Annotated in this window: 26 protein-coding genes; 9 read left to right on the forward strand and 17 right to left on the reverse strand. The window is 63.2% G+C overall.

Annotated features, from left to right (window positions below):
- Positions 1–7 precede the first annotated feature (7 nt).
- The 6 genes from K3163_RS08755 to K3163_RS08780 all read right to left on the reverse strand — a co-directional run bounded on the left by K3163_RS08755 (position 8) and on the right by K3163_RS08780 (position 5,539).
- Positions 8–1,087, reverse strand: a complete 1,080-nt coding sequence (locus tag K3163_RS08755) for a DUF2855 family protein (RefSeq protein ID WP_221553852.1) — start codon at positions 1,085–1,087, stop codon at positions 8–10.
- Positions 1,084–1,722 (reverse strand): glutathione S-transferase family protein, encoded by a 639-nt coding sequence (locus K3163_RS13705; protein ID WP_221553853.1) that lies wholly within the window; start codon positions 1,720–1,722, stop codon positions 1,084–1,086. Before K3163_RS13705 ends, K3163_RS08755 begins: the two co-directional genes overlap by 4 nt.
- Before the next feature lie 4 nt (positions 1,723–1,726).
- A complete protein-coding gene (gene dnaN / locus K3163_RS08765; protein WP_221553854.1) occupies positions 1,727–2,851 on the reverse strand; it encodes a DNA polymerase III subunit beta in 1,125 nt (374 codons plus the stop codon).
- Between the two features lie 144 nt (positions 2,852–2,995).
- Positions 2,996–3,748: a 3-oxoacyl-[acyl-carrier-protein] reductase gene (gene fabG / locus K3163_RS08770; RefSeq protein ID WP_221428263.1), complete on the reverse strand. Its 753-nt coding sequence runs from the start codon at positions 3,746–3,748 to the stop codon at positions 2,996–2,998.
- Positions 3,748–4,686, reverse strand: a complete 939-nt coding sequence (gene fabD, locus K3163_RS08775; RefSeq protein WP_221553855.1) for an ACP S-malonyltransferase — start codon at positions 4,684–4,686, stop codon at positions 3,748–3,750. The genes fabG and fabD overlap by 1 nt, the downstream gene beginning before the upstream one ends.
- A 40-nt stretch (positions 4,687–4,726) precedes the next feature.
- Positions 4,727–5,539, reverse strand: coding sequence for an LD-carboxypeptidase (locus K3163_RS08780; RefSeq protein ID WP_221554013.1), 813 nt, complete (start codon positions 5,537–5,539; stop codon positions 4,727–4,729).
- A 66-nt stretch (positions 5,540–5,605) separates the two neighbouring features.
- On the opposite strand from K3163_RS08780, the gene K3163_RS08785 reads away from it, so the two are divergent.
- Positions 5,606–7,033, forward strand: coding sequence for a glutamate ligase domain-containing protein (locus tag K3163_RS08785; protein WP_221428261.1), 1,428 nt, complete (start codon positions 5,606–5,608; stop codon positions 7,031–7,033).
- 9 nt (positions 7,034–7,042) lie between these two features.
- Here the strand turns inward: K3163_RS08785 and K3163_RS08790 are convergent, their stop codons facing one another.
- Positions 7,043–8,719 carry a sensor domain-containing diguanylate cyclase gene (locus K3163_RS08790; protein WP_221553856.1) on the reverse strand — a complete coding sequence of 559 codons (1,677 nt, stop codon included), beginning with the start codon at positions 8,717–8,719 and terminating at the stop codon, positions 7,043–7,045.
- Positions 8,720–8,841: 122 nt separating this feature from the next.
- Positions 8,842–9,798: a DUF808 domain-containing protein gene (locus tag K3163_RS08795; protein ID WP_221553857.1), complete on the reverse strand. Its 957-nt coding sequence runs from the start codon at positions 9,796–9,798 to the stop codon at positions 8,842–8,844.
- Positions 9,799–10,007: 209 nt separating this feature from the next.
- Here K3163_RS08795 and rpsF point away from each other — a divergent pair, with 209 nt between their 5' ends.
- The 8 genes from rpsF to K3163_RS08835 all read left to right on the forward strand — a co-directional run bounded on the left by rpsF (position 10,008) and on the right by K3163_RS08835 (position 14,975).
- Positions 10,008–10,373, forward strand: coding sequence for a 30S ribosomal protein S6 (gene rpsF, locus K3163_RS08800; protein WP_221428258.1), 366 nt, complete (start codon positions 10,008–10,010; stop codon positions 10,371–10,373).
- A complete protein-coding gene (rpsR, locus tag K3163_RS08805) occupies positions 10,373–10,597 on the forward strand; it encodes a 30S ribosomal protein S18 (protein WP_006832330.1) in 225 nt (74 codons plus the stop codon). Before rpsF ends, rpsR begins: the two co-directional genes overlap by 1 nt.
- Before the next feature lie 12 nt (positions 10,598–10,609).
- Complete coding sequence (gene rplI, locus K3163_RS08810) at positions 10,610–11,260, forward strand: 50S ribosomal protein L9 (protein ID WP_221428257.1); 651 nt, start codon at positions 10,610–10,612, stop codon at positions 11,258–11,260.
- A 72-nt stretch (positions 11,261–11,332) separates the two neighbouring features.
- Positions 11,333–12,826, forward strand: a complete 1,494-nt coding sequence (locus K3163_RS08815) for an AMP nucleosidase (protein WP_282098286.1) — start codon at positions 11,333–11,335, stop codon at positions 12,824–12,826.
- An 87-nt stretch (positions 12,827–12,913) separates the two neighbouring features.
- Positions 12,914–13,372, forward strand: a complete 459-nt coding sequence (locus K3163_RS08820) for a hypothetical protein (protein WP_221553859.1) — start codon at positions 12,914–12,916, stop codon at positions 13,370–13,372.
- Entirely contained in the window at positions 13,360–13,767 is a 408-nt protein-coding gene (locus tag K3163_RS08825) for a hypothetical protein (protein ID WP_221553860.1), read from the forward strand. The genes K3163_RS08820 and K3163_RS08825 overlap by 13 nt, the downstream gene beginning before the upstream one ends.
- A gap of 109 nt (positions 13,768–13,876) precedes the next feature.
- Complete coding sequence (locus tag K3163_RS08830; protein ID WP_221553861.1) at positions 13,877–14,119, forward strand: hypothetical protein; 243 nt, start codon at positions 13,877–13,879, stop codon at positions 14,117–14,119.
- Positions 14,120–14,201: 82 nt separating this feature from the next.
- On the forward strand, positions 14,202–14,975 hold the full coding sequence (locus K3163_RS08835) for an SDR family NAD(P)-dependent oxidoreductase (RefSeq protein ID WP_221553862.1): 774 nt from the start codon (positions 14,202–14,204) through the stop codon (positions 14,973–14,975).
- Positions 14,976–14,988: 13 nt separating this feature from the next.
- On the opposite strand, the gene K3163_RS08840 is transcribed toward K3163_RS08835, so the two are convergent.
- The 9 genes from K3163_RS08840 to K3163_RS08880 all read right to left on the reverse strand — a co-directional run bounded on the left by K3163_RS08840 (position 14,989) and on the right by K3163_RS08880 (position 22,248).
- A complete protein-coding gene (locus K3163_RS08840; protein ID WP_221553863.1) occupies positions 14,989–15,546 on the reverse strand; it encodes a DUF421 domain-containing protein in 558 nt (185 codons plus the stop codon).
- Between the two features lie 41 nt (positions 15,547–15,587).
- Positions 15,588–16,493, reverse strand: a complete 906-nt coding sequence (gene rimK, locus K3163_RS08845) for a 30S ribosomal protein S6--L-glutamate ligase (protein WP_221428250.1) — start codon at positions 16,491–16,493, stop codon at positions 15,588–15,590.
- Positions 16,490–16,954: an ATP-dependent zinc protease family protein gene (locus K3163_RS08850; protein WP_221428249.1), complete on the reverse strand. Its 465-nt coding sequence runs from the start codon at positions 16,952–16,954 to the stop codon at positions 16,490–16,492. Before K3163_RS08850 ends, rimK begins: the two co-directional genes overlap by 4 nt.
- A complete protein-coding gene (locus K3163_RS08855) occupies positions 16,951–17,958 on the reverse strand; it encodes a YncE family protein (protein ID WP_221554014.1) in 1,008 nt (335 codons plus the stop codon). Before K3163_RS08855 ends, K3163_RS08850 begins: the two co-directional genes overlap by 4 nt.
- A complete protein-coding gene (locus tag K3163_RS08860) occupies positions 17,958–19,820 on the reverse strand; it encodes a M2 family metallopeptidase (RefSeq protein ID WP_221553864.1) in 1,863 nt (620 codons plus the stop codon). Before K3163_RS08860 ends, K3163_RS08855 begins: the two co-directional genes overlap by 1 nt.
- Before the next feature lie 67 nt (positions 19,821–19,887).
- Complete coding sequence (locus tag K3163_RS08865) at positions 19,888–20,406, reverse strand: hypothetical protein (RefSeq protein ID WP_221553865.1); 519 nt, start codon at positions 20,404–20,406, stop codon at positions 19,888–19,890.
- Entirely contained in the window at positions 20,403–21,158 is a 756-nt protein-coding gene (locus K3163_RS08870; protein ID WP_221553866.1) for an alpha/beta fold hydrolase, read from the reverse strand. The genes K3163_RS08865 and K3163_RS08870 overlap by 4 nt, the downstream gene beginning before the upstream one ends.
- Positions 21,155–21,637 carry a GFA family protein gene (locus K3163_RS08875; RefSeq protein ID WP_345719717.1) on the reverse strand — a complete coding sequence of 161 codons (483 nt, stop codon included), beginning with the start codon at positions 21,635–21,637 and terminating at the stop codon, positions 21,155–21,157. Before K3163_RS08875 ends, K3163_RS08870 begins: the two co-directional genes overlap by 4 nt.
- A complete protein-coding gene (locus K3163_RS08880; RefSeq protein WP_221553867.1) occupies positions 21,601–22,248 on the reverse strand; it encodes a 2-hydroxychromene-2-carboxylate isomerase in 648 nt (215 codons plus the stop codon). The genes K3163_RS08875 and K3163_RS08880 overlap by 37 nt, the downstream gene beginning before the upstream one ends.
- Positions 22,249–22,255 lie beyond the last annotated feature (7 nt).

Consider the following 22,255-nt stretch of genomic DNA (forward strand, 5'->3'; position numbering starts at 1 on the left):
GCTCGATCTAGGGCTCGATCACGATCCCCTTGGCGGGATCGATCTTGCCGCCGAGCATCTCGACGAACACGGAACGCGCCTCCTCGATGCCGCTGTGGCGTTCGATATCGATCGAGCCGCCCGCATCATCGAGGAAACCGTGCCAGCTCTCGGCGACCATTGCGCCTGCCTTTTCCGGGCCGTGTTCCTTGAACAGCGCCACCGCGTGGTCAGGTGCAAAAAACAGTGTCGGCGTCGGTCCGGGCAGATCGCCGCCCGCGCCCAGCCCTGCGCCGCGCTCCTCGATATGCGTGGCGCCGACGAGGCAGGAATACTTGAGATTGTCGCCGAGGTGGTGGTGCAACTGGCCGAGCAGCTTGGCATTGCCCGCGAAATCGACCGTGACGCTAGGCTCGCCCGCGATGTCGCCTACCGCGTCGTAGGAAAGCACCTCGTCATAGAGGCCGCTATCTTTCACGAACTGGACGTTACCTGCCGAAGTCAGGCCGATGCGCTTCACCTGCGGCGAGCGACGCTTGGCGACGCTGGCGAGTCCCATGGCGGTCTTCGACGAAGCGCTGGTGAGAATGACCTGCCCTGCCCCGAACCAGTCCTCGCTGCGCATGAAATACTCGATCAGGAATCCCGTCTTGAACAGCGGGCCGAAGATCATCCGCTCGCCCTCGCGCGCGGGATCATGCTCGGGATCGGCGGCAAGGCGCGAATATTGGTTGTAGATCGGGCTCATCGGCTGGCGATGCTCGGCCATGTCGACGAAGCCGCCCTTGGTGACCTTGCCGGGAAGCACGTCGAGATGCGTTGCCATCGGGAGATAGCCATAGACACGCTCGCCCACCGCGAATTCGGGGTGGTTGCTTTCGATCACCTTCGCATGGCCCCACATGGGGACGATGCCCTTGCCCTCGGGCGCGGGGAAGAAGTTCCAGTAGCCGAAGCCGTCACCCACCACGGCATAGGTCACGTTGTTGGCAGTGACCGAGAAGCTCTCGATGGCGAGACGCACGGCATTGTCCGCAAGCGCCCCTTCGTCCTTCTCGACCACTTCGGCATTGGTCAGTTCGGACTTGTCGACGTGCACCTGCTTCATGACTGTTCTCCCTCTTCGCCGGGCCAACGTGTGGCGGCAATGCTGGGGCGGTCATGCAACTCCTGCATCCAGCTTGCAAGCGCCGGACACTGGGCAAGCCCCGCCTCGCCCTGCGGCGTCAGCTCGACGCTGCGCAGCATCGGGTAGAGGAAGACATCGGCGAGATCGAAGCTGGTCAGGTCCCAGCCGCCGTTCTGCTGGATCTCCGCCTCGCAGAAGGCGAGCGCGCGGGAGATGGCGGGAAGCGAGCGGTCGATCGTCTCGCGGTCGAGCGGGAAGCCCGAATAGCGGTGCATCACCCAGGGCATCACGAGACCGCGCTCGAACAGAGGGAAAAGGTAGGTATTCGCGACCGCGATCCAGCGGTCCATCACCGCCCGGCGCGCGGGATCGCGCGGCTGCAAACCACCGGAATTATGCGCGTTGTCGATATATTGCGCCACGCTGACGCTCTCGTAGAGCTCCAACCCGTCGAGATCGACAACCGGTACCTTGCCGAACGGATGCCGGTTCTCCGGTGACTGGGCGGCAGTCGCGACGGTGCGATGCGGCAGACCAGCCTCTTCGCAGGCGATCTGGACGATCCGCGTATAGGTCGAAATGACAGTGCCGTGGATGACCGCTTCGGCGGTCACCCGGTCACACCCGCATCGGCATCAGGACGTAGAGCGCCGGGCTGTCGTCGTTCTTGCGGATCAGCGTGGGCGCACCAGCGTCGGCGAGGTGGATTTCCACCTCGTCGGCGTCGATCTGGCTGAGGATGTCCTTGAGGTAGCCGGCGTTGAAGCCGATCTCGAAGCCGTCCGAGCCGTATTCGGCCGCCAGCTCTTCCGATGCGGTGCCGTTGTCGGGCGAGGTGACAGTGAGCGTCACCTTGTCCTTGTCGAGGCCCATCTTCACGGCGCGGGTCTTCTCGGTGGCGATGGTCGCCACGCGGTCGACACCAGCGAAGAAGCTCTTCGGATCGATCTTCAGGAGCTTGTCATTGCCCGTCGGGATGACGCGCGAGTAATCGGGGAAAGTGCCGTCGATCAGCTTGCTGGTCAGCACCACGCCGCCCTCGCCGCCAAGCGTGAAGCGGATCTTGCTGGCCGACAGGTCGATCGTGACATCGCCGTCCATGTTCTCGTCGAGCAGCTTGCGCAGCTCCGCCACGGCTTTGCGCGGCACGATCACGTCGGGCATGCCCTCTGCGCCATCGGGGCGCGGAATGGTGAAGCGCGCGAGGCGGTGACCGTCGGTGGCAGCGGCCTTGAGCACCGGCTGGTCTTCGTCCGAGACGTGGAGGAAGATGCCGTTGAGGTAGTAACGCGTTTCCTCGGTCGAGATGGCGAAGCGCGTGCGGTCGATCAGCTCGGCCAGCGTCTTGGCGGGCAGCGAGAAGCTGGTCGGAAGGTCGCCTTCGACGATCACGGGGAAGTCGTCGCGCGGCAGGGTCGGGAGCTTGAAGCGGCTGCGCCCGGCCTTCACCTCCATCCGGTTTTCAGCGGTCTCGAGGCTCACCTGGCTGCCTTCGGGCAGCTTGCGGGCGATGTCGAACAGGAGGTGGGCCGAGACGGTGATCGAACCGTCGGAGTCGACGCTGGCGGCGTCCATGTGCTCGACCACCTGGAGGTCGAGGTCGGTTGCCATGACGCGCAGTCCCCTGCCCTCGGCCTCGATCAGCACGTTCGACAGGATCGGGATGGTATTGCGACGTTCCACCACCGACTGGACGTGGGAGAGACAGCGCAGCAGCGTAGCGCGTTCGATTGTGGCCTTCATGGTCCTTCTTTCGTCCCTTTTGGGCGCGGTGAAGGCCGGAATCGCTCCACCAGCGCCGGAATACGGATAACGACCTTAGCTATGCTGGCATGGCCCGCAAGCTTCCGGCGCTAGTGGACGGATTTCCCTTGGGGATAAGTGAAATTACCCCATCATCGCCATGCCGCCGTTGACGTGCAGCGTCTGGCCGGTGACGTATCCGGCCTCGTCGCTGGCGAGATAGGCCACGGCAGCGCCGATCTCGTCACCCTCGCCCATGCGGCCCATCGGGATGCGGCCATTGATGGCGGCCTTCTGGTCATCGTTGAGCGCATCGGTCATCGCGGTGCGGATGAAGCCCGGCGCGACGCAGTTCACGGTGATGTTGCGGCTCGCCAGTTCCTGCGCGAGGCTCTTCGACATGCCGGTGAGGCCAGCCTTGGCCGCAACGTAGTTCATCTGGCCCGGATTGCCGGTGTGGCCGACGACGCTGGTGATCGAGATGATGCGGCCGCCCTTGGCCTTCATCATCGGGCGTGCGCTGGCGCGCATCAGGCGGAAGCTGGCCTCGAGGTTGATGCGGATCACGTCGTCCCACTCCTCGTCCTTCATGCGCATCGCGAGATTGTCGCGCGTGATGCCGGCATTGTTGACGAGGATATTCATGCTGCCGAGCGTGTCGACGGTGGCCGGGATCAGTTCCTCGACCTGCTTGGTGTCCGACAGGTTGCAGGTGATCTCGACATGGTCATGGCCGAATTCTTCGTTCAGCTCCTCGCGGAAGGCGCGCAGCTTGGCCGCGTTGGAGCCCGACAGCGCGAGGCGCGCGCCCTGGCTGGCAAGCGCACGCGCGATGGAGGAACCGATGCCGCCGCTGGCACCGGTGACGAGAGCGGTCTTTCCTTCGAGGCTGAACATCACGCGTTCTCCTTCGCAAAATTCTCGAGGTCTTCCATGGTGACGAGGCTGATCGTGGTGGCCTCCTTGTCGATGCGGCCCACCATCGGGCCGAGCACCTTGCCGCCGAGTTCGACGAAGCGTTCCACGCCGCCCTCGCGCATGGAGATCACGCTTTCACGCCAGCGGACGCGGCCGGTGACCTGCTCGACGAGCAGTTCCTGCTCCTTCGCCGGGTCGGTGACCTTTGCCGCGGTGACATTGGCGTAGATCGGCACGGTGAAACTGGTCGGCGAGCTTTCCTCGAGCGCGATCTTCATGCGCTGCGCAGCAGGTTCCATCAGCGAGCAGTGGAAGGGCGCGGAAACGGGCAGCTTGATGCCGCGCTTTATACCGTGCTCCTTGGCTAGCTCGATGGCGCGGTCGATGGCCTCTGCATGGCCCGAAATCACGACCTGCGTCGGATCGTTGTCATTGGCGACTTCGCAGACCTGGCCCTGCGCAGCGGCTTCCGCCAGCGCGGTTGCCTTCTCGATATCGGCACCCAGCAGCGCGGCCATGGCGCCGACGCCGATCGGAACGGCGTCCTGCATGGCAATACCGCGCAGGCGCAGCAGCTTAGCGGTCTCGGCGAGGCCGAATGCACCAGCAGCACACAGAGCGCTGTATTCGCCCAGCGAGTGACCGGCGACGCAATCGGCAGTGCCGGTGAGCGAAACGCCAAATTCCTTCTCGAGCACACGCAGCGTGGCGATCGAGTTCGCCATGATCGCGGGCTGGGCGTTCGAGGTGAGCGTCAGTTCGCTCTCGGGGCCGTCCTTCATCACGGCGAACAGCTTCTGGTTCAGCGCGTCGTCGACTTCCTCGAAGACTTCGCGGGCGTGAGCGCTTGCCTCGGCAAGCTCGGTGCCCATGCCGACCTTCTGGCTGCCCTGGCCGGGGAAGATGAATGCAGTCATGAATCTCTCCTTGTCGGCTGGCGCGTTAGGCGCGCTCGCTTCAAGCCTCAAGGCCGAAAGGCACGATCCTGTTGGCAGAGCTGTGACCGATGGCGGCCCGCCCGAGGTAGGGAATGCCGTAGCGTTCGCACCAGTAGCGGACGATTTCCTCCGGCTCCGCGCCGAATGGCCGATCGTTCTCGGGCACCGCGGTCACTTCGCCCAGACGGATGCCCGCGACATCGTGCAGGTGCTCCACAATGTGGAAAACGAGCCGGTCGATCGCGTATTCGTACTCGCCCACTTCCTCGATCAGGATCTCGTGACCGTCGAGCGGCGGCATCAGCTGCGTGCCGACGAGCATTCCGAGGGTATAGAGGTTGAAAGCCGCGACCGGTTTACCGGACAGGCCCGGTTCGAGCCCGGTCTTGCCATCACCGAACCATCCAAGGACGCGACGGATCGCCTCGTCGCCGCCATCACGCTTGATGTCGACCGGCATGGGCGCATGCACGGCACGGCCGATTTTTGCGCGGTACAGGGCTCCCAGCAGCGTCCCGCAGTCGGAATAGCCGAGGTAGGTCTTGCCTGCTGCCTCCGGCCCCGCCTTGCCGATGAAATCGCGCGCGATGCGGTTCGACCCGTAGCCGCCCTTTGCGAACCATACGGCATCCACATCTGGCGCATTGGCGCATTCGAGCAGCGCATCGAGCCTTACTTCGTCGGGACCGGCGAAGTGGCCTTCCTCGATGAAGCACTGTTCGTGGAAATCGAGCGTGATGCCGGGAAATTCGCTGGCCGCTAGCTTGGCGACAGCCTCGGCATATTCGCGCTTGAGCGGTGTCGCGGGTGCGCAAACGGCAACTTTTCGGATGGGTCGGTGCACACACGCGACCATGCCCGCTTGTCTTCGCGCTTACAACTGCATAGCGAGGCCGCAATGACCGACTTCCCCAGCCCTGATGAACTTTTCGCACGTCCCTTTTTCTTCGTCGGCATCGGCGGATCGGGAATGCTGCCCCTTGCGCAGATCCTGAAAGGCCGCGGCGCGGTCGTCGCCGGTTCCGACCGCAGCTTCGACCAGGGCCGTACACCGGAGAAGTTTGCCGCGCTGGAAAGGCAGGGCTTCGAACTGCATCCGCAGGATGGCAGCGGGATCATATCGGGCGATCAGGTCGTGGTGGCCTCTGCCGCGATCGAGGACACCGTGCCCGAGATCAGCAAGGCAAACGAGCTCGGCTGCCTGCGGCTCTCGCGCGCCGAACTCAATTCGATCCTCTTCAACACCAGCGGAGCAGGCCTCGCTGTTGCAGGCACCAGCGGCAAATCGACGGTTACGGGCATGCTGGGCTGGATACTCGAGGCGACCGGCCGCGAGCCGACGATCATGAACGGTGCGGTGATGAAGAACTTCGTCTCGCCCGAGCGCCCCTTTGCCAGCGCTGTCGTCGGCAGCCAGAGCCTTTATGTGAGCGAGGTCGACGAAAGCGACGGTTCGATCGCGCTTTACCGGCCCGCTGTCGGCATCCTCCTCAACGTGAGCCTCGACCACAAGAGCATGGAGGAATTGCGTCAGCTCTTCGGCGACTATCTTTCGCGCAGCCGCATCTCGGTGATCAACGCCGATGACGAGGAGGCGCTCGCCCTGCTTCCCCAAGCGAAAGAGGTCATCACCTTCGGGATCGAGCAGGAGAAAGCCCAGATAGGCATCGTGCCGGGCAGCATTGCCGAAGGTCCGGTGCGTCAGGCGGCGCTGGTCGTCGACCGCCACGATGGCAGCCAGCACGCATTGCGCCTGAACATGCCGGGCCGCCACAATCTCTCGAATGCCCTCGCCGCCATCGCGGGCGCCGCGGCTGCTGGTATTCCGGTGGCCGCATCGGTGGAGGCGCTGGCGGGCTTCGAAGGCCTCGCCCGCCGTTTCGATATCGTCGGCACCAACCATGCCGCGATCACGGTGATCGACGACTTCGGCCATAATCCCGAGAAATGCGCCGCGACCCTGCGCACACTTCGCGCGCATGAAGGCCGCGTGCTCGCATTCTTCCAGCCGCACGGTTACGGCCCCCTGCGCCAGATGGGCGCAGAACTGGCGCAGACCTTTGCGGCGGAACTCACCGAAGAGGACATCCTGCTGATGTGCGACCCGGTCTATTTCGGCGGCACGGTCGATCGCAGCGAAGGCAGCGAGAGGATCGTGCGCCTGATCGAGGAAGCGGGCGGAACTGCCGAATACATTCCCGCGCGCAAGGCAGTGGAAGACAGGCTGACGAACCTCGCGAGACCGGGCGACCGGATCGTCGTCATGGGTGCGCGCGACGACACTCTTTCGGAGTTTGCCCGCCGCCTTTTCGAGCGCCTCTCCTAGGCCGGTCGCTCAGCGCTCGCCGGCGATAACCACGCGGTTCCTGCCTGCCTGCTTGGCGCGATAGAGCGCGCCGTCCGCATCGGCATAGACATCGTGCAGGTTGCGGCCATGCCCCAGGGCGCCGCCAATGCTGATCGTGACCGGCGCAAGATCGTCGGCGCGGCGACGCTTGCCGCCGTCGACGGCGCGGCGCAGGCTTTCGGCGATTTCGCGCAGGGAAATCCGGTCGCTGCAGGGAACCACGACCGCGAATTCCTCTCCCCCGAGACGGAAGATGTCCGCGCCGCGATAGTCGACCAGAACGCGCCGCATGCGGGTCGCCGTGTCGGCCAGGACAGCGTCGCCCATCAGGTGGCCGCGTTCATCATTGATCGCCTTGAAGTGATCGATATCGGCAATGATGAGCGCCTGCCCTTCGGGAATCGTGCCGAGACTATCGAAAGCGCGGCGGTTCGATACGCCGGTAAGCGCATCGCTGAGCGCCATGCGCTGCATCTTGATAGCATGGATGTTCGCGCGGTCGCGTTCGACTCGCAGGACCATGAAGCGGTCACCGACCGCCGCCGAGGTCGCCAGCACAAGGAGAACCAGCGACCACAAAAGGAAATCCGTAACGGCGCGCTCTGCCGCAACCATCGACAAGGCCAGCAGCAGCGCTGCGATCCCGCCGATCGCCATGGGTACGAAGGCGACGAGGAGGAAGATGGCCGCGCGGCTCCGTCGCTTGAAGGCGACGCCGATGGCGACGAGGATCGCGATGCCCAGCGGGACCAGGCTCATCATGTGAAGGTTGTGCACCAGCACGCGCCAGGGCTCGAAATCGAACATTGCCGCGAACCTTGTGCCGACCATGAATGCAGTCAGCGCGAGCAGCACGTTGCGGATTTGCTCGGAAATCACGCCTTCCTCGGCAATCTCCAGCACGAACATGACCGCACATGCGACGGCAAAGGTCAGCGTTATGGTGTTGGCCTGATATCGCAGTTCGAGCGGCATCGCAGGAAAGAGCAGGAACACCAGGCCGGAATTGAAGAACACAAAGCCAAGTGCACCCAGCGTCATCCCCGCGTGCCATGCGATGAAGCGCGATCTCAGCATGCGCAGGAACAGGAAATCGAAAATGAACGGCACCAGCAGCAGGCCGCAAACCAGAGCAAAGACGAGCGATCTCGAGTAATACTCCTGCCGCGCGATCTCTGCGCTCACCAGCCGCGCAGCCTTGGCGACATTGAAGGTGCGTGGTCGCTCGATCACCGTATCGATCGCAATCAGCTTGGCGCCGGTGTCGGGCACGGGGATATTGAAGCTCGTATCGGGAGACCAGTTGCGCACCGCCATCTGGTGGTCGACATCGACCAGTCGCTGCTCGCCATTGGCATAGGTGAAGCGCACCAGCATGCTGTCGAAGCTCGCCGGATCGGTCTGCCAGACGTGTTCGTGACTTGCGGTCTCGGGGAGCGAGTACACATCGGCATGGGTTCGCACGAAGTGGCTGCGGTTTGCGAACCGCATCGCGCTGCAATCGAGCGCCTTTGCGGGAATGGAAAACGCTTCGTCGACGCTCGCCCCACCGCCCACGCAAATCCGATCCTCCAGGAGGTAATCGCGCGCAGACGCGGGTGCAGCGATGCTGCACATGGCAACGGCCAGCACGACCATCAGCCTTGCGATCTGTTTCAGGCCCACGTCTCCCCCCGGCGACAGCTAAGTCTATCGCGCGGCGGAATTATCGTTGCAAGACCTGCTGGAAACCAGCGCCCTGCAGTGCGCGGTCCCGTTTCGGGACGGTCGCCCCAGAGACCGCCGTCTTAGTGGCCATTACCCTCGAATTTCAGGACTTTGTGCAGGAGGAAGGCAATGGCAAAGCCCAGGCCCAGCGCAATGAGGGCTGAAATGGCGGCGTAGGTTAGCCAGCCGAGAAGGCCGGAAAGCGCGCCGGTGGCCGCTTTCACCGCGTATTCCGCCCCGTGGGCGATGTCGTAGAAAAGGTCGAAACCAATCTCGTGCGTGCCGTGGACGATGATCCCGCCCCCGACCCAGAGCATCGCGATGGTCCCGACGAACGAAAGGGTCGCGAGAAGCTTCGGCATCGCCTTGAGGAGGAAACGCCCGACCGTTTTGGCAGTCGACGAAGCCTTCTTCGTCAGGTGCAGCCCGACATCGTCCATTTTCACGATCAGCGCGACCGAACCATAGACGGCGACTGTCACCCCGATCGCGACAAGAGCCAGCGTCAGGCCGCGGCCCCAGACCGTCGCGGCGATCGGCTCGCTACTGATCTCGTTGAGCACGATAGCCATGATCTCTGCCGACAAGATCAGGTCGGTCCGGATGGCGCCGTTGATGCGTTCCTTCTCGAACTTCACCGGGTCCTCGATAACGTCGTCGACAGTCTTGCCGTGCTTGGCCCCGCCGAGCTTCTCCATGACCTTCTCGGCGCCCTCATAGGAAAGGAAGGCCCCGCCCAGCATCAGGATGAAGATGATCGCACCGGGCAGGAACTCGCTCAGCAGCAGCGCGCCAGGCAGCAATATCAGCAGCTTGTTCTTGAAACTGCCCTTCGTGATCGCCCAGATGATCGGCAGCTCCCGCGCCGGGGAAAGGCCCGTCACGTAGCTCGGCGTTACCGCCGCATCGTCGATGACCACGCCGGCGGTCTTGGAGCCTGCCCTGCCCGCGGCAGCGGCGACATCGTCGATCGATGCCGCGGCGGTTCTGGCGATAATGGATACGTCGTCGAGCAGGGCGACTAGGCCGGAGGGCATGAACACTTCCCCTTGTGCGTTTTCAATGCAATGCGCCCTTGCCCGCCTCGTTCCATCGTCACAAGCCCGAAACGAGCTTGCATTCTCCCCGATTCCCGCTATGTGCGCGCATCCCTCGCTTCCGGGCGGCGGATATTGAAGAAAGCCGGAGGGGCCCCGCAATCCCGCGGATCAGCCAGCGATCGGCCAGCAAGTGAAAGGACAAGAGCATGGCTCTCTACGAGCATGTCTTCTTGGCGCGACAGGACCTGAGCCAGGCTCAGGTTGATCAGCTCGCCGCCACGGCGACCGAAATCGTCGAAAAGAACGACGGCAAGGTCACCAAGACCGAGACCTGGGGTCTCAAGAACCTCGCCTACAAGATCGACCGTAACCGCAAGGCGCACTTCGTCATGCTCAACATCGAGGGCCCCGGCTCCGTTGTTTCCGAGCTCGAGCGCCAGACGCGTATCAACGAAGACGTCATCCGCTACATGACCATCAAGGTCGAAGAGCACGAAGAAGGCCCTTCGGTGATGATGCGCAAGAACGAGCGCGATTCGAAGAAGCGCAAGGACCGCGAGGAGCGTAACTGATGGCACGTCCGTTTTTCCGCCGCCGCAAGACCTGCCCGTTCTCCGCGAAGAACGCGCCGGCTATCGACTACAAGGACGTTCGTCTGCTCCAGGGCTTTATGTCCGAGCGTGGCAAGATCGTCCCCAGCCGCATCACCGCCGTCAGCGCGAAGAAGCAGCGTGAACTGGCCAAGGCCATCAAGCGCGCTCGCCACATCGGCCTGCTGCCCTACATCGTGAAGTAAGGGGAAGACATCATGGATATCATTCTCCTCCAGCGTATCGAAAAGCTCGGCACGATCGGTGACGTCGTCACCGTGAAGGACGGCTACGCACGCAACTTCCTGCTCCCGCAGAAGAAGGCCCTGCGCGCCAACGAAGCCAACAAGAAGGTCTTCGAAGCCAACCGCGAGCGTCTCGAGAAGGAAAACGCAGAACGTCGCGCCGAAGCCGAAAAGAACGGCGAAAAGGTCGACGGCGCCGAGATCATCCTGATCCGTGCCGCTTCGAACACCGGCCAGCTTTACGGTTCGGTCAACGTCCGTGACATCGTCAACGGCCTCAACGACAAGGGCCACGAGATCGACAAGAAGCAGGTCATCATGGGCAACCCGATCAAGACGATCGGCATGCATGACGTGCGCATCGACCTCCACCCCGAGGTTTCGGTGACGATCAAGGCAAACGTCGCTCGTTCGGACGACGAAGCAGAACTGCAGACGCAGGGCGTCGACGTTCTTGCCCAGATGTTCGAAGAAGAGCAGGCAGAGATCGAGGAAATGGCTGCTGCCAACGCCGTCGATCCGACCCTCGAGCCGGGTGAAATCCCCGCCGACATGCTCGAAGAGGGTGTCGAAGTCGAAGGCGCTGCCGAAGCTTCGGAAGAAGAAGACAAGGCCGAAGGCTGATCTTCTAACCGACACACAGACATCAAGGGCGCGGCGGCTTCGGTCTCCGCGCCCTTTTTGTAACAGGCGCACTTGTGTGGCAGGAGGCGTCACGAAAACGAAAAGAGCCAGGAGAAAAAGGCCCGTATGGACACAATCGAACAGACTCTCGACAAACTTCAGGCCGTCTACGACGCCGCCGTCAGCCGGCTGCGCGACGACGTCATCGCCTTCGGACGCAGCCGCGACCTGCCGTCATCGGAACGGCGCAAGGATGGCAGCTATGCCTATCCCGAGCTGCGGATCCTCTTCCGCGGCGGCGTGATGCCCGAGGGATCGAGCCGCGCATTCGGGCGCCTGAACACGCCGGGCCTCTATTCGACGACTGTCACCAAGCCAAACCTCTTCCGCGATTACCTGCGCGAGCAGATCGAGCTGATCGAGAGCAATTACGAAGTCGAAATCGAAGTCGGCTCCTCGCGCCAGGAGATCCCCTTCCCCTACGTACTTGACGGCCAGGCCGGCGCAGAGCTTGCCGGCATCGATCCCAACGAGATCGCACGCTATTTCCCGTCGACCGACCTTGCCGATATCGGCGACGAGCTGGCCGACGGTATCGAGCTGGAAAACCCCGACGATCCGATCCCGCTGTCGCTGTTCGACGGCCTGCGCACAGACTTTAGCCTTGCACGCCTCGCACACTATACCGGGACAGACGTCCAGCACTTCCAGCGCTTCATCCTGTTCACGAACTATCACCGCTATGTCGACGAATTCGTTGACTGGGCGGGATCGCAGCTGGGTAGCAACGGCTTCACCGCACTTGCCGGCGCCGGCGGCCTGCTGATGACCGAGAAGACCGACAATGCGCGCGGCCAGCTGTCCGATACGGCGTGGCGTCGGCACCAGATGCCGGCCTACCACCTCGTCGGTGAAGGACGCAGCGGCATCACCCTGGTCAATATCGGCGTTGGTCCGTCGAACGCGAAGACGATCTGCGACCACCTCGCCGTTCTCCGCCCGGAAGCATGGCTCATGATCGGCCACTGCGGCGGCCTTCGCCCGAGCCAGAAGATCGGCGACTACGTTCTCGCTCACGCTTACCTGCGCGACGACCACGTGCTCGACCCCGTCCTTCCGCCCGAAATCCCCCTCCCCGCAATTGCCGAGGTCCAGCAGGCGCTTGCAGGGGCGGCAGAGCATGTTTCGGGCGAGCATGGCAGCGACCTCAAGAAGCGCATGCGCACCGGAACCGTCGTCACCACCGACGATCGCAACTGGGAGCTTCGCTATACCCAGTCGGCCAAGCGCCTGAGCCTGAGCCGCGCCGTCGGCATCGACATGGAAAGCGCCACCATCGCCGCTCAGGGTTATCGTTTCCGGGTTCCCTACGGCACGCTGCTGTGCGTCTCGGACAAGCCGCTCCACGGCGAGATCAAGCTGCCCGGCCAGGCCAACAAGTTCTACGAGGAAGCCATCGCGGCCCACTTGCAGATCGGTGTGACCGCCTGCGACCTGCTCCGCCAGGAAGGCCCCAAGCTCCACAGCCGCAAGCTGCGCGCATTCAACGAGCCGCCCTTCAGGTGATCGCCTAGGTAGAAGTACCCAGACCCGCACTATCAAGGCCTTTAAGGGCGTTTGTTATCCATGACCTCCGTAAAAAAGGAGGTAAGGATGCGAAGAAAGATAGTTGGGCTTGCTGCCGGAGCATGCGGGACCGCTCTCGCCTCGCCGGTCTGCGCGGAGCCGATCACGTTCGATGCCTCGCTAGTCGTCACCTGTACGCTGGTGGTGACGGACGGTACGCTTGCGCCGAATAGCGATTACACCAGCCTGTCGTCGGAGAACCTCGGCGGCGCTGCGGCCTCGGTAACGGTCACGGCGCTGGGCGGTGACCCCACGCTGACTTTCGACGCGCCGACGATCACTTCGACAAACGATGTCTCTGCGGCGACTGCGCAAATCAAGTACAGTTCGCTGGACGGTGCCTCGCAGGCATATACGAGCACGCAATCGACCAGCACCGCCTCGGATCTCGCGGATGTCTATACCGTCCACGCCAAGGCAGAGGACGCCGGCGGCTTCGATGCGGGCGACTATTCGGTTGCCACGGTGGTCACATGTTCGGGCTGAGGCTTGCGCAAGCATCCGCCGCGCTGGCTCTCGCAGCCAGCGCAGGATCCGCTCTCGCCGTCGGGCTGGGTCCGCTGGAAAAGAGCGGTATCACCTCCAGCGAACGCAAGGGGCTCTACCTGACGGTAAGCAACCCCTACCGCACCGCGCACAACTTCCGGGTCTTCGTGGAGGAAGACAGCGGCATCGCACCGGGTCGCGTCACCATCCATCCTTCCACCGCAACAATCGCATCAGGGGCCCATCGCCGCATCCTGGTAATCGTCGACGGGCTTTTCCCAGGCGAAGAAGTGAACTTCCGCCTGTGCGCGGAGCGGATCGAGGAAAGGAGGGTTACCGTCCATGCACGCGTTTGTTCGAAACTCGGCGCTCGTCGCCTGCGCCCTGCTCGCTAGCACGCAAGCCGGCGCGCAATCGCAAGGTGTCTACCTTCCTTCAGCGCCCCACGGGACAGGCGGCGAGGACTCGATCGAGACGGCGAGCGGCACGCGCTGTCGACAGTCGATGAATTCGAACGGCGCTTATCTCGACATGGGCGTCGCCGGAAGCGCCGCAAGCCCGCTACCGGAGACTGACAATCCTCTGCGCTACTATAGCCCCGAGCGCGACCAGCGAGGGCTGGTCTATGTAAGGGTCACCATCCCTCTTGGTGAAAAGCCTGCCCGGCTCGACTGCACGCGGCTCTACGAGATGGAACTTGCCCGCCTGCGCGAAGAGATCGCGTTGCTGAGGATGGCCGCAGAATAAGGGCAAGCGAAAGGCCGGTAGCCTTGCGCTTCCCACCACCAACAATATGCGTGATAAGGCTGCTCCAGGTGGAGGAGAAGCCATGAATAAAGCTGTGAATCCAGAACGCTCGATAGCTGGCCGCGTCGCGATAATAACCGGCGCAGCGAGTGGCATGGGGCGCGCCATGGCTCGGCTTTTCGCATCGGAGGGAGCAAGGGTCGCGGTCACTGATCTCGACCGTGCTGCTTGCGAAGCTGTCGCGAAGGAATGCGGCGACAACGCCCGTGCCTACGCGCTCGATGTTTCGGACAAGGAGGCGATCGAAACGGTCGTTGGACAGATCGCCGAAGACTTCGGCGGCATCGACATCCTGGTGAACAACGCGGGCATATCGGCGTTCTGCGCGCTCGATGCGGGCGAGGAATACGAGGAAATCTGGCACCGTGCGCTCGCCGTGATGCTGACCTCGCACCAGCGAATGGTGCGCGCTGCCTTACCTCACCTGCGCCAGAGCGATGCGCCCCGCATCCTCAACTTCGCCTCTACCGAAGGTCTCGGAGCGACGCCGGGCGATACGCCCTATGTCGCTGCAAAAACCGGCGTGACCGGCCTCACACGCGGGCTCGCGGTAGATCTAGGCCCCGAGGGCATCACGGTGAACTGCATCTGCCCCGGCCCCATCCGCACTGCCATGACCGAAGCCGTACCCGAGGAGCACAAGACCATCTTCGCCAAGCGTCGCACAGCCTTGAGGCGCTACGGCGAACCCGAGGAAGTGGCGCAGGTTGCGCTCTCGCTGGTGCTACCGGCGGCGAGCTACATCACTGGTGCAGTGATCCCGGTCGATGGCGGCTTGATGGCACGCAACGCCTAGCCATTCACGCGGTTCAGGCCGTGTCTTTTTCGCGGATGTCGGCAGGCGCATCGACATTACCCATCGTCTCGGCGTCCTGCAGGGCGAGCTCCTTTCGCGGGATCACCGTCATTCGCCCGTCGGTTTCCAACACGACCCAGTTTGCATCGGCCGGATCGGTCAGACCGTGTTCGCGCAGCGCACTGCAGATTTCCTCTTCCGAAATGCGGGTCTCGCGCATCGCCTCGTCGAGATACTCGCCCTTGTGCGTCAGCATGGTGGGCGATGCCTTGATCAGCTGCGCCAGCCAGTCGAATTTCAGCACCGCCCTGGTGAGCAGGTATTGCAGCGCCATGATGACCGAGATCGCGACCAGTGCGCGCAGCGCAGGAACGCTGTCGAGCAGGATGCCCGACGCGGCTAGGCTGCCCACCGTGATGTTGATGATCCAGTCGAAGTTGTTGAGCTGCGAAGTCGATCGCTTGCCGGTCAGCCGGACAAGGAAGACGATGAAAATGTAAAACAATACGGCCGACACCGCCGTATCGGCGATGTCGTTCCAGTTTCCGAACCAGTCAGCAGTTTCGTCCATGCCCTATCAAGGCATGACATGCGCAAAAGTGCCGAGGCAGATCAGCCCTTCCCCTTGGTCTTCGTCTTCCCGACCTTCGCGTTGGCGGCCATGTAGTCGATGATCATCCCGGCGACGTCCTTGCCGGTCGCGTTTTCGATGCCTTCGAGCCCGGGCGACGAGTTCACCTCCATGATCACCGGCCCGTGGTTCGAACGCAGCATGTCGACGCCGCATACGTTGAGGCCCATGCGCTTGGCCGCCCCCACTGCCGTAGCGCGCTCGGCGGGCGTGATCTTCACCAGCTCGGCACTTCCACCGCGGTGGAGGTTGCTGCGGAAATCGTCCGCCGCACCGGTGCGCTTCATCGCGGCGACGACCTTGCCACCGACCACGAAGGCGCGGATGTCGGTTCCGCCCGCTTCCTTGATGAATTCCTGCACCAGGATGTTCACATTGGCCCCGCGGAAGGCCTCGATGACCGACTTGGCTGAAGACATCGTCTCCGCAAGCACCACGCCGATGCCCTGTGTGCCCTCGAGCAGCTTGATGACCACCGGCGGGCCCTTGACCGCCTTGATGATCTCCTCGGCCTGCTTGGGATCGTTGGCATAGGCCGTCAGCGGCAGGCCGAGGCCATGCTTGGCAAGAATCTGCATCGAACGCAGCTTGTCGCGGCTGCGCCCGATGGCAACGCTCTCGTTCAGCGGCCAGCAGCCGCGCATCTCGAACTGGCGGAGGATCGCGAGGCCGTAATTGGTGATCGAGGCGCCGATACGCGGGATCACCGCATCATAGCCCACGCAGGCCTCGCCATTGTAGAACACTTCGGGCCGATGGCTTGCAATATGCACTGTGCAACGCGTGGTATTGAGAATGTCGAGCTGATGCCCGCGCTCTTCCGCAGCCTCTACAAGTCGCTTGTGCGAATAGAGGTTAGGGTTGCGGGCAAGCATGGCGATTTTCATGGTTTGTGGCCTTTCTTGACCTTCATTTCTGGCGTTTGCAGCCAGGAATATCCTGAATCCACGACAAAGCGACGGCGCAGTGAGGAGCGGCCGATCAACATGGGGAATTTCATGTCGCTCCGATCGGCGAGGCTGATCTCGGCGCGGAATTCGACATCGCCGATCTTCAACGGCGACTTGATGACATAGCGGTACTGAGTCTCGCCATTGGAGCTGGTGATGCCGCGTACGTCGACATGCACGGCCTCGCAGACCTGGCGGACATGTTGCTGTTCGAAATCCACCGCGAAGCGAACATACTTCTCGCCGTCACGCTCGAATTCCTCGATCACCTCGCCGTGCAGCGACGACGTGCGAGCGCCAGTGTCGATCTTGGCGGGGATGGCGTGCAGGCCGAGCTCTGGCAGGTGGACAAGCTCGCGCCAGCCGACGACCGGTAGTGTTTTCGGTGGTTTACTCATTCGATGATCGCGATCCCGTCGCCCCCGCCCTCGCCCGGCAGGCGGCGCAGCACCTCACCGGTCTCGAAATCGACCTCGGCGATGGTGTTGGCCATGGTTTCGGCCACGTAGATCCGCTCGCCATCGGGCGAAAACAGGATCGTGACCTGTGTCTTCGCCTCCGCCTCCTCGCGGCTCGATACGGCGATCGAGCGCACCATCGCGCCGGTGGCCGTGTCGATCACCGACAGACCGCCATCGGCAAGGTCGGAGGTGACCGCGTAGTCACCCTGCGGCCTCAGAACGATGCGCAGGGGGAAATCACCCACCGGCACGTCCTTGATGCGCTTGAGGCTCTGCGGTTCGAGCGCATAGGCCATGTCGGAGCCGCGCGCCGAAACCCACAGCGTCTCGCCGTCGGGCGTCAGCGCGATGCCCTCGGGCTCTTCGCCGATCGTCGCCGACATGGGTGATCGGCGGGTTACGAGATCAATGCGGGTCACCGTCTTCGAGCCGAGATCGGTCGTCCAGGCATGCTGGGCATCGGGTGAGACGGCAATCATGTGGCTACCCTGCTTGCCGGTCGAGAATTCGAACGTGTCGACTTCGCCCAGCGGATTACGGATCCAGAACACCGACTGGCGACCCTCCGCCGTGGCGTAAAGATGTCCGTTCTCGTGCCAAACGATGCCATGCGGCCTAGCATTCTCGCCAAGCTCGATGCTCTTCACCCTCTGCAAGTCGCTCGTGCGGAAGATGTCGACCGTGGTCCCGCCATAACAGGCCAGCGCGACGTGCTGGTCGTCGGGAGAGGTCGCCAGTTCGTGCGGGTTGGCGCAGCTGTCCACCCGCAGCACTTCCTCGCCGGTCGCAAGGTCGACCTTGGCGAGCGTGTTGCCGAACTTGCCCGCGACGAAGAGCGACCCGGAGACTTCGCTCTCGCTCGGTGCGGGGGTCGGTTCGTCGGAAACAGGGGCGCAGGCCGCCAGCAGCGGCAGCGCCAGCCAGCCTGCGCGAGCGATCATCACCAGCCCTGCTCCATGCCTTCGTTCTGCTCGTCGAGCCATGCCTTGAGCGGCGCGAAGTACTCGGCCATCGCCTTGCCGCTCATCTGGCGCTCGCCTGTGAAGGCTTCGAGCGCGTCGGGCCAGGGCTTGCTGGCGCCCATTTCGAGCATGGCATTGAGGTTCTTGCCGACTTCCTCGTTGCCGTAGAACGAGCAGCGGTGCAGCGGCCCTTCCCAGCCCGCCTGGTCGCAAGCGGCCTTGTAGAACTGGAACTGCAGGATGCGCGCGAGGAAGTAGCGCGTGTACGGCACGTTGCCCGGGATGTGGTACTTCGCGCCCGCATCGAACTGGCTCTCGTCACGCGCGACCGGCGGGGTGATGCCCTGGTATTCGAGGCGCAGGTCGTTCCAGCCGGCATTGAGGCCATCAGCGGGGATCGACCCGTCGAACAGGCCCCAGCGATAGCGGTCGACCATCAGGCCGAAAGGCAGGAAGGCGATCTTGTCCATCGCCTGGCGCAGCAGCAGGCCGATATCCTTGTCCGCGCTCGGCACTTGGCCGGGATCGAGCATGTCGATCTGGACGAGGTACTCGGGCGTGATCGACAGCGCGATCATGTCGCCGATGGCTTCGTGGAAGCCGTCGTTCGCGCCGTTCAAATGCAGGTAGTCCTGCTGGTTGTAGGCGCGCTGGTAATAGTTGTGGCCAAGCTCGTGGTGGATGGTGATGAAGTCATCCGCGTTGCGCTTGATGCACATCTTGATGCGCAGGTCGTCGACATTGTCCACGTCCCATGCGCTGGCATGGCAGACCACTTCGCGATCAGCCGGCTTGGTGAACTGGCTGCGCTCCCAGAAGGTCTCGGGCAGCGGCTCGAAACCGAGCGAGGAGAAGAAGTCTTCGCCCACGCGCACCATCTGCTTTTCGTCGTAGCCCTTCTGCTCGATCAGCTCGGTAAGGTCGTAACCGATGTCGCCCGCACCCTCGGGCGCGACGAGCGGATAGATATTGCCCCATTCCTGCGCCCACATATTGCCGAGCAGGTCGGCACGGATCGGGCCGTTCGCGGGCTGCACGTCGTCGCCGTACTTCTCGTTGAGCTTGCCACGGACATAGGTGTGCAGCGCCATGTAAAGCGGCTTCACTTCCTGCCACATCCGCTCGGTCTCGGCGGCGAACTGGTCGGGGTCCATGTCGTAGTTCGAACGCCACATCGCGCCCAGATCGTCGAAGCCGAGCTCCTGCGCGCCTTCGTTGGCGATCGAGATCATGCGCAGGTAATCGGTGCGCATCGGGGCGCCGACATTGTTGTGCCAGCTCTCCCACATCTCGGCCTTCTGTTCCGGCGTCAGGTCGAGGTCGCCCATTGCCGCTTCGATGTCCGAGCCGTTGATTTCCTCGCCATCGAGCGTGCCGCGGCCCTGCCCGTATTGCGAACCGAGATCGGTCGAGATGCTGGCGAGTTCGGCTGCCGCGCCATCACGCACCGGCGCAGGCATGACGATCGAATTTCGTAGCATGTCGAGCTTGCGCGAAACTTCGGGGTCGAGGCCAGGCACACGGGCATATTCGGCGGCCTTGTTGGCGTAAGTCACCGATTTCTCGGTCGCCTCGGCGCCGTATTTCGCCGCGAGCATGTTGCTGTCGTGCACGATGTAGGTCGAATTGAGCCACAGCACGCGGCCGTATTCGACAGAGAAGTCGAACATGTCCTTTTCGACCATCGCCACCCAGTCGGCAGCGCCCTCGGGCGTCATCGGAAAGGGATCTTCGGCAGCAACGGGTGCGGCAGGCGTGCTTGCCACGCGCTGGGTGTTTGCCGGCGAACAGGCGGCCAGCGAAACGGCGAGCGCGGACAGGGCAACGGTAGCAAACTTCATCGTATTTCCTCTTCCCGAAAGGGGTTATTCTGCAATGTAAGCCGATTGCACCGGCAGCGGCGCTTAATCAAGCGGAACGGCGCTGTCGCCACCCGCCGAGCAATGCTGCGAGGATGGCAAGCGTGGCGACGATCCAGCTCGCGACCTTGATGGGCCGCACTGTGGCTGCAAGGCCGGCCAGGCCATCATCGCCTTCGAAGCTCATGAGCTGGATGAATTGGGAGATAGTCTCGGCATAGTCGGTCGCGAGGAAAGCGATCCCGGCAATCAGCGCGGCGCTGCCGCAATGACGAAGCCAACCGCTTGCTTCGCGCCGGAAATATCGGCCGCCCAGCACGCATCCGACACCGTAGACACCGATGAAAACGAGGTCGCCCGCCATCGCGATTGCCGCCTGGTTCCAGAGCCCCGCAGAGCGCCACGCCGCCTGTATCCGGTCGACCTCTACGGCAGTGCCTGCAGCCTGATGATCGAGTATGCCGCCAGGCACCTCGGTCAGCACGAGCGGCATGCCCAATGCGATGACGATGGCGAAGAGAACCAGCCCACCGACCCAGAACCACAGGAAGGCGCGGCGCAGCGTCATTTATGCGCCGCCAGCCACTCGGCGATGGCATTGCCGAGGTCGGGCTTGGTCACGCTGCCCATATGCGTGCCGGGCACCTCGACGAAGTCCGCCCCCGCAATCGCTGCAGCCAGCTCGGCGGCGGAGCCGTTGTCGCGGTCTTCGTCGCCGCAAACCACCAGCGTCGGCATGGTGATATTGGAGAGCATCGAAAGATCGAGATCGGGCATCGTGTCGAGTAGCAGCCGCGCTGCTACCCGGTCGACGCCCTGCGACTTCAGGAACTGCATCGAGAAATAGGCCGGATCGCCGCGCGGGATCGTGTCGAACTCGTCGATCACGCGCTTGAAATAGGCCGAACGCTTCGCCCATTCGCCGAGCCCTGCAGTGCCCATGCCGCCGATCACGAGATGGGCCGGCTCGAGAACGCCGTGAGCAACAGCATGAAGCGAGGTCCGCGCGCCAAGCGAGAAGCCGCCCAAGTCATAGTCGTCGAGCGCGAGATGCTCGACCAGCGCCGCCACATCGCGCACCAGCACGTTTTGCGGATAAGCTTCCGGCTGGCGGGGCGCTTCGCTTTCGCCGTGGACGCGGAAGTCCAGCATCAGCACCTCGAACCCCTCGCGAGCGATGCGCTCTGCGTGGCCCCACTTGATCCAGTTCATTTCGGCGCTGGAGAACAGGCCATGGAGCAGCACGAATGGCCGCCCCTCACCGACACGATGAAGGGCAAGGCGTGTCCCGTCGAAGCTTTCGAAGTGTTCGGTCTTCATTCGGGCATGCAGCCGTTGCTGTCTTTCCATCTGTTGACCAGCTGTTCGCTCTCGTCGGCCCGCTTGTGCGGGAGGTGTGAGGTGTCGATCCATGCCTCGTGCATGCGCTCGACACCGAAGTGCCACTGCGGCTCGAGGCCGTAGGGATCGTCAAGCGTGCCGATCGCGATATCCATGTCGTCGCCCTCGTCGAAGGCAAAGCCAAGCGGCGTGCCGCATTCTTGGCAGAAGGGACGCTTGGCGAAGGTCGAGCTCGCGTACCACTCGGGCTGGGTTTCCCACTGTAGGTTGGTCTTCGGCAGGCTCATGAAGGCGATCGAGACGCCGCCGGTAGCGCGCTGGCACATGCGACAATGGCACAGGTAGGCGCCGTCGGGATGATAGGTAGCCGTGTAGCGAATTCGCCCGCACTGGCACCCTCCTCCCTGCGTCGTCCTACCCGTCATCGCTTGGCAAGCCCCCCTTGCTCCATGCGCCATTTCACCATTTCGATGCGGTCCTGCCCGAAAAAGGGCTCGCCGTCGAATACCAATGTGGGCACGCCCCAGTGCCCTGCCTTTTCCAGCTCTTCCTGGTTGGCCGCGATTTCCGCGTCGAGCGCTTCACTCTCGCTTTGCACCTCGGCGATGATTTCCTCGACGCCGAGGCCCGCTGCCTCGATCGCACGCTCAAGATGGCCGCCCTCGTGCCAGTTTTCCTGTCCGCCCCAGATCATCCGGCCCGCCTCATGCGCGAAGACGAGACCCGCACCGCGCCGTGCGGCTGCCTGCCCCATGCGCGTGACGCGGCGGATATACGGCTGGTCCTCCGCAATCTGGCGCGTTGTCATGTCCTGGATGATCGGATCGGGCTTCGGTGCGCCGAAGGGTATCCCGTGGAAAGCCGCCACGCGGATCATGTCGCGCATGGTGTAGCCGATCCAGTTCGGGTGGTTACGCTCGAAGAAATCGGGCTGGCGGATGGCGAGCGGGTAGACCGGTCTCAGCGCGATGTTGAGGTCGTACTCCTCGGTCATCGCGCGATAGCGGCCCACCGAGAGATAGCTGTAGGGCGAACGGAAGCTGAAATAGAGTTCTGCGGTCAGGGTCATGGACCGC

The organism is Qipengyuania xiapuensis (assembly GCF_019711395.1).
Classification (GTDB): domain Bacteria; phylum Pseudomonadota; class Alphaproteobacteria; order Sphingomonadales; family Sphingomonadaceae; genus Qipengyuania; species Qipengyuania xiapuensis.